Annotated in this window: 8 protein-coding genes and 1 tRNA gene; 6 read left to right on the top strand and 3 right to left on the bottom strand. The window is 48.1% G+C overall.

All coding sequences use genetic code 11. The annotated features are described in order from the left end of the window. Positions 1–179 precede the first annotated feature (179 nt). The 5 genes from HMPREF1091_RS05815 (at position 180) to HMPREF1091_RS05795 (ending at position 5,718) form a co-directional block, all read left to right on the top strand. Complete coding sequence (locus tag HMPREF1091_RS05815) at positions 180–1,574, top strand: MSCRAMM family protein (protein WP_002563876.1); 1,395 nt, start codon at positions 180–182, stop codon at positions 1,572–1,574. Positions 1,575–1,885: 311 nt separating this feature from the next. Then, positions 1,886–2,311 (top strand): hypothetical protein, encoded by a 426-nt coding sequence (locus HMPREF1091_RS05810; RefSeq protein WP_021736189.1) that lies wholly within the window; start codon positions 1,886–1,888, stop codon positions 2,309–2,311. Between the two features lie 181 nt (positions 2,312–2,492). Continuing rightward, positions 2,493–2,582: transfer RNA gene (locus HMPREF1091_RS05805), tRNA-Leu, on the top strand. A 75-nt stretch (positions 2,583–2,657) separates the two neighbouring features. Further along, complete coding sequence (locus HMPREF1091_RS05800) at positions 2,658–4,904, top strand: SpoIIE family protein phosphatase (protein ID WP_002563874.1); 2,247 nt, start codon at positions 2,658–2,660, stop codon at positions 4,902–4,904. Positions 4,905–4,944: 40 nt separating this feature from the next. Then, complete coding sequence (locus HMPREF1091_RS05795) at positions 4,945–5,718, top strand: anti-sigma factor antagonist (RefSeq protein WP_002563873.1); 774 nt, start codon at positions 4,945–4,947, stop codon at positions 5,716–5,718. 126 nt (positions 5,719–5,844) lie between these two features. On the opposite strand, the gene HMPREF1091_RS05790 is transcribed toward HMPREF1091_RS05795, so the two are convergent. The 3 genes from HMPREF1091_RS05790 to pfkB all read right to left on the bottom strand — a co-directional run bounded on the left by HMPREF1091_RS05790 (position 5,845) and on the right by pfkB (position 11,948). After that, positions 5,845–7,398: a YfcC family protein gene (locus HMPREF1091_RS05790; RefSeq protein ID WP_002563872.1), complete on the bottom strand. Its 1,554-nt coding sequence runs from the start codon at positions 7,396–7,398 to the stop codon at positions 5,845–5,847. 338 nt (positions 7,399–7,736) lie between these two features. Continuing rightward, positions 7,737–10,586 carry a lectin like domain-containing protein gene (locus tag HMPREF1091_RS05785; RefSeq protein WP_002563871.1) on the bottom strand — a complete coding sequence of 950 codons (2,850 nt, stop codon included), beginning with the start codon at positions 10,584–10,586 and terminating at the stop codon, positions 7,737–7,739. Between the two features lie 456 nt (positions 10,587–11,042). After that, positions 11,043–11,948, bottom strand: a complete 906-nt coding sequence (gene pfkB / locus HMPREF1091_RS05775; RefSeq protein ID WP_002563870.1) for a 1-phosphofructokinase — start codon at positions 11,946–11,948, stop codon at positions 11,043–11,045. A gap of 205 nt (positions 11,949–12,153) precedes the next feature. On the opposite strand from pfkB, the gene HMPREF1091_RS05770 reads away from it, so the two are divergent. Then, positions 12,154–13,194 (top strand): glycosyltransferase family 2 protein, encoded by a 1,041-nt coding sequence (locus HMPREF1091_RS05770; protein ID WP_002563869.1) that lies wholly within the window; start codon positions 12,154–12,156, stop codon positions 13,192–13,194. The last annotated feature ends 22 nt before the right edge of the window (positions 13,195–13,216 follow it).

The following is a 13,216-nucleotide window of genomic DNA, read 5'->3' as shown; positions in this document are numbered from 1 at the left end:
ACCTCGCTTTTTTGAGGACAAGCCTAAGATGGCACTGGCTTATTAGGTGCTTGCTGTTTGCCGTTTCTACTTTTCGCTTGCAGAAATGTTAGCGCTTTAGCTGCTGCGTATGACTAAAGATATGTTAAGCTAACTTTTAGCTTTATAAAGTTAGGCGTATTGTATAGAAAGTTTAGTCTATGTTACGAAAAACAAACGTACTAGGCTATCTTGCTAAAGGGTTTATGACGCTGCTTACGTCTTTGGCGCTTATTGTCACGCCATTTCAGACGGCATTAGCAGATACACAAAACCCAGTTGGCACGGATTTTGTCCATCCAGATTATATTTTGGTTGATATTTATGCAACCAGGTATCCTTTGTTGTCAGATACAAGCCCTGCTGGCCCAAATCATACAAATCCAAAGCCTGATACCTCCAAACCAAAATACACATCTTTAGTGGCCCGTTATAAAATCAGTGTTCAGGAAGTCAATGGCAAACGTGTTGGCTCAGGTGTTTTTGCAACGGATGCAGACGGTAAAGAGATGTTTGCTTATGCGCACCTAGGCGCTTCTGTTCGTAAGCAATTTGTTGCGTATGTTAATCCAAATTCGAGTAGAGATTTTTGGCAGTTTTCCTTCTCACTGCCAAAATATGAGCCCGGTGGTAGCGGCAATGCAATGGAATATAGCATTGAAGAAGCTCCTATGGCTGGGTTTAAGTCGACCAAAACCAAACAAATCACTGATAGTGATGGCGATCCTGTTGTAACGTTTAGCAATGTTCGTAAGCTTGGCGTTTTGACCTGGAAAAAGACTGATGAGGCCACCGGTGAAGCTCTGGCTGGCTCTGAATGGAAACTTACAGGAGCGGATGGCTTTGAGCGCACTATTGTGGATAACGGAGAGTTTGATGAGGACCCAGAAGTAGGTTCGTTCAAGGTTTCAAACCTCTATTGGGGTCAAAACATAGAGACTGGAAACACCTGGGGAACGTACACACTTACAGAGACCAAGGCACCTCAAGGCTATACCATAAGCAGTAAGCTCTATACCTTTACGATTGATGAAAACTACAATTTTGCTGATACAACCGCTCCGGTCAATGCGGGCACGTTTACCAATACCTCTATTCCTGGCACACTTAGCTGGTCTAAGACTGACGAGAAGACAGGCGAGTTGCTTGGTGGTTCTGAGTGGACGTTGACAGACCAGGATGGCACTACTACCAAGGTTGTCGACAATGGCGAGCATGATGAGGACCCAGAAGTTGGCAAGCTTAAGGTAACCAATCTTGCTTGGTCAAAGTATTCTTTAACTGAAACAAAGGCACCTCAAGGCTATGAGCTGCAGAACAAGGTTTATGAGTTTGAGATTTCTCGCGATAAGACCATGGTAAATTTGGATGCAATTCCAAATGCAAAGATTCCAGATCCAACTCCAAATCCAAACCCAAAGCCAAAGACGGTAGATAACAAGAAGGAAATACTGCCAAAAACCAGCGACTCAAATAGTGCATTGTATGCTGTTGGAGTAGGTTTTGCAGCAGTTGTATGTGCTGTTGCAGCAATAAAAATGCGTAAGGAAGCTTAGTGCATCTAGCTAATTCTGATAGCTAGCACAGAGAAGTTACCGCATTAATTGCCAGATAAAGAGGGACTACGGGCGTATATGAACTGCCGTAGTCCCTCTACTGTTGTATGGAGAGTCTGAATACCGTTAAGAAAGGCTTTAATTGCGCTCGTATTGCGTCGTAGCGTTATTAATAACGCTACGACGAGGTTTTTACTAAAGCAGGCTAGCTTGTGTATATCCCTGCACCCGCGTGCACTTACTCCGTAGACCTAATAAGCTATCATTGGTATAAATATATCGGCGATAGGCTTGATGCATCGGGAAGAGACATGGACAGATTACAAGAACTCAAAGAAGCACGTACGGCAGCACATAACGTGGTTGCAAAAATAGATTGCGCTATTTCTTCACTGGACAGCGCTTCTTCTTGGGGCCTGTTTGACCTGATGGGCGGAGAAGCCTTTACGAGCCTCATAAAGCGCAATAAGATTAAAGAAGCCAATCGTAGCATTAGAGGTCTATCTGCTCTGTTGCGTATTCTCAACAAGGAGCTTACAGACGTGAACATGTCTATGCCTCAGCAGATTAGTGATACGCTCACAGACGACATGCTTGATGTTTGGTTTGACAACATTTTTACAGATCTGCGCGTGCAGGGAGAAATTAAAGAGTCTCTACGCAAGCTCAGAGCGTTGAGAGCATCAATTATTGGAATTATCAACAAGCTGGATATAGAAATCCGTGCTTTAGCCTAGTGCTCTCTTAACGTCCCTGCTTGGCACCCTAGCACTCTCTTAACATCCCTGCTTGGCACCCTTGCTTAATAGGCGGCTGTGTTTTTGTCGGGGTATTCAAAGCTGTTAATCACAGAAATTATCAAAATTATTGTTTGCATAAGCAAGCGCATGTGCTATATTACTTCTTGCTGTAGCGCACGTCGGAGTGGCGGAATTGGCAGACGCGCTAGCTTGAGGTGCTAGTGACTACTCAACGGTCGTGCGGGTTCAAGTCCCGCCTCCGACACCAGCGTTAACGCAAACAAGGGCCCCGCAGGGGCTTTTTTTGTATCGCTTTAGGCGTAAGATACGAAGGTGTGGTCGTATGTCAGAAGATTTCCAGACCGATTCCTATCCCTCCACAAGCATTGAACGCGCCTATTCTGTTGGTTCGGGTATTACGGCGCCCGCCACTCTGGCGCGCTTGCTGGACATTACCTCCAATGGAGTCATTGTTTTCTCAAGTACGGGCATTGTGCTTTTTTCTAATGAACGTGCGGTTCATATGCTGGGTGTGCGCTCACTCATTGGTCACAGAATAGACGAGTTTATCTATCCTGCTCAGTCTTTGGGGTCTCAGGTGGCCACTACGGCTTTTGTGCCGCCCTTTGCTACCGATGGTTCCACCTGTGCTGTGGTAGCAAGTCACAGTAACGGCACCGACGTTTTTCTCAGCGTTCGCTGTGATGAAATTAGCGCTCCTGGTGAGAATTACGTGCTCATTATGGAACCAGCCTCATTGCTTGCCGGCTCTCTTAACGAGCAAAGCGATGAGCTTGTCAGTGAGCTGCGCGGAGCCAACAGGAGACTTTCTGGCGTCCTTAACATTGTGCTTGAGACACTGGACTGGAGTGACGTTGCAACGCTGTTTACCAACGTGCTAGAGCAGCTGCGCGACACCATGGAGGCCACAGGCACCTTGTTGTATCTGGCAGAGTCTGACGGTCTTGTGCTGCGTGGCACTACTGCTTCTATGGAAATTTCACGCGTCCCCAAGTACTTATCGCTCGGCGAAGGGATGGAAGTTCACGCCATCGCTGCTGGGAAGGCAATCCGCGTGCAGTTGCTGTCTCCAGAAAAAGAGGATTTGCGTGCCCAGCGTTTTGATACGCGCCGGGTTCTTAACGAGGAAACCAATGAGACCTTTAGCATCCCCGCAAAAGCGCTGTTTCCTTTTACCAGTAGCATTTTGGTGCCCGTATGGTTTGCAGAGCGCGTTATTGCCTTGATTGTTGTGGGCTGGGAGCGCTCTCGGTCGCTTAGACGTGACGATGCGCGCCTTTTGGACTCTGTTGCACAGTACTTGTCTGTGCAGCTCATGGGAGCGCTTACAGACCTTCGTACGCAGCGGCGTGCACAGCTGGATGGTTTTGTCGCCCAGCTCCATGATCGTATATCCAACCAGGATAACTTTACTGCCACCGATGTAGAAGATATGCTCAAAAATGCCTGTGAGCAGCTAGAAGCGCGTTTTGTTCCTCTTAAGGTTGCAGAAGATGGAACGCTACAGTTCTACCATGCAGGTGACGTCTCTAGGCATAGCAAGGATATACCTGTAGATGCGGCGCAGCTTTGTGATCTGGGTACCACGGATGAAGTACTGGTGCGTCTGCTTGCAAACACGGTGGCAGGACGTGAGCTGTCTGCATGGTTGGAAGCTTGTGGTGTAGAAAGCCAAGGTGCCTTTGTGTATTTGGGCACCCTCGCGCAAAAGACCTGGGCGTATCTGGCTCTGCGCCCCCATGAGTCCGAGCCGTTGGATGATATTGAGCTTGCGTTTTTACGTACCGTGAGCACGACGCTTAAGGATGGATTAGTCAGCGCAAAAGCTCGTACTAACGATAAACGCATTGCTCAGGCACTCCAGTTGGGTATGCGCAATGAGCTTCAGCAAGTAGAGGGTATTGCGGCGGATGGCATCTACTCGTCCGCTACAGCTGATGCTTTTGTGGGCGGCGATTTTTACGATCTGATTCGTCTACCGGGGCGTCGCGCCTGTGTCATTTTGGGTGATGTCTCAGGCCACGGGGTAGAGGCCGCATCGGTTTCTGCGGCGGTAAAAACAGCATTGGGTGCTTATGCCTGGCAAGGGCTTAATCCAGCACGTATGGTACGTACGCTTAATCGTTTCTTACTGGGTTTCTCGCGATTGGAGACCTTTGCAACCCTCTTTGTAGGAGTCATTGATTTAGCGCATGGCAAGTTGACGTACTGTTCTGCTGGGCATCCACCTGCTTTGTTGGTACGCTCAGACAAGCAAACCTTGGATGTGCTGGATGTGCAATCGGGTGTGGTAGGCGCCTTTGAGGAGATGAGCTATAGGGATGGTCAGGTGACTATTACCCAAGGCGATACGCTGCTTTTATACACCGATGGCGTAACAGAGGCACGCAATCCTCAGGGTGTTTTCTTTGGCGAGCGCAACCTACGTGAGGCCGCGCTTCGTGAGGCGGCACAGGGTAGTGAGGGTATGCTTGGTCGCTTGCTGGAAACGCTTGATCGCTATACGGCGCGAAGCCTTGAGGATGACGTTGCCATGGTAGAGCTTACGTTTACACAAATCGGCGCTTAATAACTGTATGTAGCTGCTTGTGTTGGGGAACAAAACGAGTATGACACACAAAGCCGACATTGTAGTTTTGCCCCTTTCTGGAGATTTAGACGTAGTATCTACGCCTCGGGTACGTGCAACCATTGATGATCTGATTGAGGATGGCTGTAAGCGCATCATTATCAATATGTCAGATGTGAGCTATGTGGACTCTGCTGGTATGGCCCTCTTATTTTGCGAAATGCGTCGGATGAGAAAATCGGGCGGATTACTTTCGCTGGAGTCAGTGTCCGACAGAGTGTATCGCATGCTGTGCATTGCCTGTGTGGTGGATGTTATTCCCGTGTCGTTAGCAGGCAAAAAGCTTGCAGTGCCCCTACTGGATGCTTCTGTGCATCCGCTGTGGCAAAGCTCCATGATTGTCTATCCCGATAAGCTCGCTGAGGCCCGTAGGTGGGCTGTGCATATGCTGGAGCGCGTAAGCCTTTCTCATGATGATATTTTTGATATGACACTGGCGGCGGGGGAGGCCTTGGGCAATGCGGTGGATCACGCTCATTGTAGTGATGGCTGTATCTACCTTACGTTAGCAACCTATCCAGATCGTGTTGTTGTTGAAGTGAGTGATTGTGGTTGTGGATATGCTCTGTCTGACAGCGAAGAAGCGGTATCAGAGACAGGCAGTGAAGAGCGTGGGCGCGGCATTAAGCTTATGCGCATGTTGGTTGACGTGGTGTCTATTCAAAAAAAGCAAAGCGGCAGCGGTACCGTTGTACACATGGAAAAGCTTTTAAGAGAGTGCAAGCTTCCCTCAAGAGAAGATATGCTTCCATAACGAGAATACGAGCATATGAGTTTCATACGTAATAAAAATCGGCGACAGGTTTTCTGCCGCCGATTTTTTTTAAAACGCCTGCGCTCTTTTAGAAGAGCGAGCGTATGTATTAACCATTAATCATGCTTATCCGATTGCAACCTGTGCGATAAGCAGCAATGCGTTAAGCACGATTGTTGCAATGAGCAGTGGGTTAACAAACTTAAGCCAACGGCTAAAGGGAACATCAACCATGGCGAGCGAGGCCAAAATCAAGCCGGTAGGCGTGATGTAGGAAATAAGGCCCTGACCATAGTTATATGCGGCAATGATGGCAGCGCGAGATACGCCAACAGCGTCGCCCAAGGGAGCCATAATAGGAATGGACAGAACTGCCAAGCCAGAAGAAGAGTTAATAAAGAAGCCCAGAATGCAATAAACGAGCAGCATAACTACGATAAAGACGAAGGGGCTCATGCCATTTACGACACCAGAGAAGTAATTAAGAATGGAGTCGGAGATAAGGCCGTTTTCTAGCAGGATATTAACGGCGCGTGCAACACCGCAAACCAGAGCAACGCTCATAAGGTCTGCAGCACCATCAATGAAGGTGTCCATAAAGTCTTCTTCGGTAAGACCACAGGTAAAGGCCAAAACGGCAGCAGCAGCCAAAAAGACCGCAGTCATGTTATCAAACCACCACTGCTGAGCAACAATGCCCCAGACCAAAACAATGAAGGCACCGAGGAACACCAGAAGGGAAAGCTTCATCCTACCAGTAAACTCCAAGGATTCACCCTGGCCACCCCAACGCTCTTCGATCCTTTCCTTCATGTCATAGCAAACAGATTTAGAAGGATCTTTACGTACCTGGTGTGCATACCACAATACATAAGCAATAGCCATGATAGAGCCAACAACCAGAGCAATAAAGCGCCAATTCATCTGGTCAGCCATGTTAATACCAGCGGCTTTGGTTGCAACGCCAATGGCAAAGGGGTTGAGTGTAGAGTACATGGTACCGACGGATGAGCCAACAAAGATGACGGCAATGCAGGTCATAGCGTCGTAGCCAGCTACCAAAAAGACGGGCATCAGGATGGGATACAACGCGATGGTTTCCTCACCCAGACCAAAGGTAGTGCCGCCCACAATCATGAGAAGCGACAAAACGATAATTAAAATGAATTCCTTACCCTTGGTAATACGGGATAGGGCAAAAACGGCTGAGTTAAGTGCGCCAATCTTATTGAGAACACCAATGCAACCGCCAAGAATAAAGACGAACAAGATGATGTCAATGGTGTCGTATACGCCTGAGATAGGAGCGAGCAGAAACTCAATAACGCCCTGAGGCTTAGCATCGAGCTTCTCGTAGGTGTTAGGGATAGCCACGGGTTTGGAGATTGCACCGCTGGTGTAATCCTCAATCTTGCCAGAAATACCCAGTTTAGTGAGGGTCTCTTGGGTGGCTTCCACCTTCTCGGTTGTCTCGTCAGGGTGCGTAATTATCAATGCATCGTCATCTGCATTGTACTGAAGTTTAGAATAGCTACCAGCTGGTACTAAAAACGTTAAAACCTGCGCAAAAATCATGACGATAAACAGCACCGTAATTGCGGTGGGGAAATGGAGCTTAAACTTTTTGCGCTTAGAGTCTTGTGGAGAACTTTGCTCTGAAAGCGTGGCTTCATCGGCCATAGTTGTTCCTTTCTTCATAGGAAAGTTGCATGTTGTTTGACAGCCCAAGTGTCAACAAAATATATGCCGTAACAATTTAGAAATAATACTAGTATTGACTGATAAAAACGGGGCATATATGTGAACGGCCGCTAGTTCTCCGTGAGTAACAAAAACCGATTTGGCGGTTGCATTACGTTCATGTTTAGTGTAAGCACTTTTAAGCTACGCCAGTCTCTATAAAAAATCGAGGCCGTTTCCCATAAGGGGCGTACCTCGTTTTACTCACTAAGCTGCGTAGCTCTTACGTCTGCGTAGCTCTTACACGCACTACTGCTTTTTGTTAAAGCTGCGTGGACTTACTGATCCTTACGACGAGCAAGAACACCACTACCGGCAATTGCTACACCCAAGCCCATGAGCATGAGAGGAATAACGGTAGAAGCATCGCCTGTTGCAGGAAGAGCAGCTGCGTTATTCCGAACGCTTGCCTTAGCCTGAGTTACCTTGGGCTCATCAGACTCAGGATCGGCAACACTAAATTTAGCGCTTGCCATACCATCTTCAGAGATAATATCGATGGTGTGCTCACCCAGAGCTAAAGTCTTGATGAAGGCTGCAGACAGGGTAACATCAGTAGAGCCCTCGATAGCGGTGTAGTTGGATGGATCGACGGTCTTACCATCTACACGAACCTCCTTGAACAGGGTAAAGGGTGCGCTGGATACAAAGATGGCGTTTTTACCCTTGATTACCTTAGGGGTTTCCTTCTCCATCTTGTAGTCCATGCGGTCTGCGTCATCATGGCCGTTTGTGGTAAAGGCCTTAATGAGAGCGTTACCAAACTCAAAGAACTCGTCATTGCCAAGAATCTTGCCGATTTCCTTAGGAGTTACCCACTTGTAGCCATTCTCGGTAAAGAGCTTGACATAGGTCTCACCATCGTTGGCAACAACCGTAGACCATACGTAGCCCATAGCGCGACCCTTGGTCTCATCGTTGGTCTTATCGGGGAACTGAGCGTTCTGAGACATACCGGTTTCGAGATTGAGGTACGAATTGGTGGTGCCGTCATCATTGACGCCGGTAATGTTTTGGACAATAGCAAAGATCTGGCCAGCCTTGAGCTGCAAAGCCCTTGGAAGCTTAACGGTGTGCATACCAGGAACGGTTGCATCGTAGGTAAACTCCATAACGGGCATGCCGTCATTGGTGGGGTCATTGTCCTTAAAGGCGTCCATGCTCTTGTAGACGTAAACCTGTATGGTTGCCTTAGAGTTAGGCTCACCGGTGTGTACAGAAACAGCGCGCAGGGTCTCATCGCCGTTGGCCTTGAAGACGTTTGCTACCTGAGTGCCCTTATCGGCAGTGCGCAGTACAAAGGGAGACTGGGACTGGTTGATAAGGAAGTCATAGGAGTAGTTATTGTCGTAATCAAAGCCGTCCTTCTCCAGGTCTACGGTGAAGTACGAAGGCGTGTTAATGGAGTGATCATAGTAGGACAGCCAGAAGTAACCAGTGTGCTCGCCCTTGTCGTTAACAATGCCCCACTTTGCCATCTTGGCTGCAGTGGCATCGTCCACACCGAAGTTCTTCTTAAACCAGTCAGCGGAGTTCCAGCTGTTCTTTACCAGCCAAGCACCCTTCTTAAGGCCAGTAACGTTGTTCTTGCCAGCCTGGAACTTGGATGGATCAAAGTTGTCATCCCAGCCAACGATGGTTACGGCATGGGTAATCTCTACCTCAGTAGCGTCGCAGTACTGTGCCCAGTGGTCGCCGTTGAAGTAATCGCTCTTTGAGGGCTGTCCAGGCCTGTAAGAGTCAGCGCCATAACCAATTTGTACAGCACCATACTTTACCAATGCCTGCTTGATGAGCTTATCGGCATAGTCATTATGGCCCTTGTAAATAAGGTGGTCATTCTTATCGGGCACCAGGTTGTTGGGGTTAGGCAAGTAGTACACACCATCTACGTGTACGCCGGGCTTACCCTCTTCTGGCTTGCCGTCCTTATCGGTACGAAGACCCCAGTTGTCGTGCCAATTGCGCATCTTGAGGAAGTTCTCAAAGGTCATCTCGACGCCCTTGGGCCAGTAAGGTTGAGCCTTCTCGGTGGCTACACCCTTCCAAGCGGTAAAGAGCGTTTCTGCCATGGTTGCCCAGCCGCCGCAATCCATGCGGTCGGGTTCCTCGTCAATAGGAAGTACGTCTACCTGGCCTTCGCCCTTTTGGCTGCCGGCCTTTTGCAGATCGTATGCCATCCAAGCAAGGTAGAGCTCAGAAAGGTCTACGCCATTGTCCTCAAGGTTGGACAGAATGGGGTGCATATGATCCTGTGGATTGTATGCCTGAGCTGCAGCGCCACCCTGTGCCTTAAGGATGGCAGACTCAAGAGCTGAGATGGAGGCAAATGCCCAGCAGGTACCAAAGGGAGACTGGTTCTTTACTGGGGTAGTCTGCTTAAGGTTGTTCAGGTAGTACTGAGTGATTTGCTCGATATTGAGGTTGGTATCAATGGAATCAAGCCTGCGAACTTGGCCGTTAACCAACAGCTGGGTTGCGCCAGTAATCTGAAGGCCACCGTTGTGAGAATCGCCCAAATCGCTGGTGGCCAGATCAAAGTCAAAAGGCTTATACTCGTGCATCCACTTAAGGTATGCCTTCCAGTCCTCAGCATCGGTCTTGCCGTCACCGTTGAAGTCAAAAATGACCTTAGTGCCGTAGGAGTTGGTGTTGTCCACTACGGGAGCGGTTAGGGGAGCGGTGGGTGCAGTTGCAGCATTGGTATTTGCGCCGGGTTCAGGCTGTGCGGGCGCAGGATCTGCAGCTGCAGAAGTATCGCTTACCTCATCTGTGGTAGGAGCTGCAGGATCTGTGGTAGGAGCTGCAGGTGTGGGATCTGCGGCAGGGGTGGCAGGTGTTGGATCTGCAACAGCCTCTGCGTTTACGAGTGCCTCATTGTCATCTTCATCCTCAACGGTAGCGTCAGTGCGCTCGACTGCTACAGCATCGGTGCGCTCGACTGCTACAGCGTCGGTATGGCTCGCTACAGACTCAGTAGAGACTGACTCTAAAGCGTGAGCAGCCATAGGCGAGGAAAGCAAGATGGCCAAGGCGGCAGCAGCAATGGCATGCAAGGTGCGGCGCTTTGACCAGGCGCGAATGCTGGCTTTAGCGTTGAGAACTTTAAGACGATAACGGTCGTTCATCGTACCTCCTCAAAAAGGATTAGATAAAAACACGGACTATTGATATGTAGCATGAATACCACAGCAAAAACTTTGCATTTTTGCGAACGATTATGGCTGAATATCAGCTAAATATTCGTTTATCTGAATAATTATTTTACAGCACCCCAGTTTGTGCATAAAAAAGAATTTTTAACGTGTTTATTTTAAGCTCAATTAAATTGTTGAGCGGTTGTTTTGTAGCACGAGCGGTCAATGTAACTTCGATCTTTTCCAAAAGTTTAAAAAAGTGCGTGTGAATTGCGTGTATACAATATATGCAAAAAGTACATTCTGTACCAATGATACAAATATAAGTTCTCGAGAAACACGAAAAAGCGGCTAGGAAAACCCGGCCGCTTACTCACCTGAAAATTGCTTGTTGTTTGCTTATAGGGATGTGGATATAAGAGAATGCTTGAGTAGCATGGTGTGTGGCTAAAGCGTTGCAAGTAGTGCATTGACTTCATCACGGGTAGCAAAGTCTGCAGAGAAAGCACTTGCGGAACCCGTGCAGACACCCATGCGAAATGCCGTAAGCGCATCGTTATTGCTCTCGAGCCAACCGGCGACAAAACCAGCAACCATAGAGTCGCCTGCACCAACAGAGTTGACTACCACGCCTTTGGGAGCAGGGGATTGCAACACCTCGCCCTTCTCGGAGACAAATACCGCTCCTTCCCCGGCCATAGAAATAAGCACGTTACGTGCACCCTTTTCCTGCAACTTTTTGGCATACGGGATGACTTCATCGCGGGTTGTAAGGGTGGTATTAAAAATAGCACCCAGCTCATGATTGTTGGGCTTGATAAGGAAGGGGTGATACTGCAAGACGTTAAGCAGCAGGTCAAGCTCTGCATCCACCACAATCTCTATACCGCGACCAGAGAGGTGAGCCATGATTTGCTCATACATATCAGAAGGTAATACAGAAGGAACACTGCCAGAGATAATAAGCATGTCTTTTGCGGTTAGCTGATCAAGCTGTGCAAACAAGCGTTGCAGCTCATTGGTGGTGATGCGAGGACCTATGCCGTTTATCTCGGTTTCTTCATCCGCTTTAACCTTAACATTGATACGCGTCATACCGGTTTGTGTGTGGATAAAGTCCGTCTTACAGCCATGGGCGGCAACAAGCTGTTCTAATGCGCTACCCGTAAACCCAGCAGTAAAGCCTAAAGCGCAGGAAGCGTGACCAAGATTACCCAGCACAATAGAGACATTAATACCCTTGCCACCAGGCATAACGTTTTCATAGTTAATGCGATTAATCTCACCAGGAACAAGCTTGTCAAGGCGAACAACGTAGTCAAGCGCAGGGTTAAATGTGACGGTATAAATCATGCTAACCAGCCTTAGGTAGAAACTTCTGTGCTGTTTATTATCCGTCATATAGCTAGGTGGTTCCAGCACATGAAAATATTTCGTAGCAAAACTCTTCAGGTACAATGAAGTACAAAAGATTTTCTCGATAAGCACGGTGGCAAGAAAGTTAACGAGAAAGTCAATGAAGAAAGTCACATTCTGTAACCGGCGGTAAAGGGAGACAATGGCACAAAAGATTTTGAGTTTTGGCATTCCTTGCTTTAATTCAGCTGAGTATATGGACCACTGCATCACTTCTATTTTAGAGGGTGCTCAGTATGCGGATGATATTCAGATCATCATTGTGGACGATGGTTCTACGCGTGATAACACTGCTCAGAAGGCAGATGAGTGGGAACAGAAGTATCCTGAGCTTATTAAGGCAATCCATCAGCCTAATGGCGGCCATGGTAGTGCCGTGCTCGCTGGTTTGCAAGCAGCAGAGGGCGTATTTTATAAAGTTGTGGACTCGGATGACTGGCTGAATGCAGATGCCTTAGCTGCATTGTTGGATACCCTGCGCCAGTCTGAGGCGGACAACAAGCAGCTTGATCTGGTCATTACTAATTATGTATACGAGCATACTGCGGACAACACGCGCAACTATGTTTCGTATCGTAGTATCTTGCCTTCCAATAAGGTGTTTACCTGGGACGAGGTGGGTCATTTCCACATGTGGCAAAACCTCCTCATGCATTCCCTGTGTTATCGCTCAGATATTTTGCGAGCGGATGGTGGTACGCCGTTGCCTCCTCATACGTTTTACGTTGATAACATCTATGCTTTTGTACCGTTGCCTCGCTGCAAGCGTTTGTACTATTTGGATGTGGATCTCTACCGCTATTTTATTGGCCGAGAAGATCAGTCGGTTAATGAGACCGTCATGGCTGGCCGCATTGATCAGCAGGTGCGCATAACACGCATTATGATGAAGTCATATCACCTGTATAAAGACATTGAATCCATAAAACTGCGCAGCTATATGGTTAATTACTTCATCATTATGATGGCAATCTGTTCTGTCTTTTCCAAGTTGTCTGACCACGAAGATGCGATGGATGAGCTGGAAAAACTGTGGAATGATTTGAATGAATATGACCACCGCTTGTATCGTCGTTGTCGCTGGGGGGTTGTTGGTGTGAGCACTAATCTGCCTACCAAGTTGGGCACCAAGATCACCATGGGTGGCTATCGTATTGCAGGCAAGATTGTCAAATTTAATTAAGAGTGAGGGCTTGTAGGTACGT

This window comes from Atopobium minutum 10063974 (assembly GCF_000364325.1).
GTDB classification, from domain to species: Bacteria; Actinomycetota; Coriobacteriia; order Coriobacteriales; family Atopobiaceae; genus Atopobium; species Atopobium minutum.
This window is presented reverse-complemented; position numbering and strand designations above follow the sequence as displayed.

Excerpts from the sequence above, each read along its gene's own strand:
- HMPREF1091_RS05810 (WP_021736189.1), top strand. The coding sequence starts at position 1,886 with ATGGACAGATTACAAGAACTCAAAGAAGCACGTACGGCAGCACATAAC.
- HMPREF1091_RS05815 (WP_002563876.1), top strand. The coding sequence starts at position 180 with ATGTTACGAAAAACAAACGTACTAGGCTATCTTGCTAAAGGGTTTATG.
- HMPREF1091_RS05800 (WP_002563874.1), top strand. The coding sequence starts at position 2,658 with ATGTCAGAAGATTTCCAGACCGATTCCTATCCCTCCACAAGCATTGAA.
- HMPREF1091_RS05790 (WP_002563872.1), bottom strand. The coding sequence starts at position 7,398 with ATGGCCGATGAAGCCACGCTTTCAGAGCAAAGTTCTCCACAAGACTCT.
- HMPREF1091_RS05785 (WP_002563871.1), bottom strand. The coding sequence starts at position 10,586 with ATGAACGACCGTTATCGTCTTAAAGTTCTCAACGCTAAAGCCAGCATT.
- pfkB (WP_002563870.1), bottom strand. The coding sequence starts at position 11,948 with ATGATTTATACCGTCACATTTAACCCTGCGCTTGACTACGTTGTTCGC.
- HMPREF1091_RS05795 (WP_002563873.1), top strand. The coding sequence starts at position 4,945 with ATGACACACAAAGCCGACATTGTAGTTTTGCCCCTTTCTGGAGATTTA.
- HMPREF1091_RS05770 (WP_002563869.1), top strand. The coding sequence starts at position 12,154 with ATGGCACAAAAGATTTTGAGTTTTGGCATTCCTTGCTTTAATTCAGCT.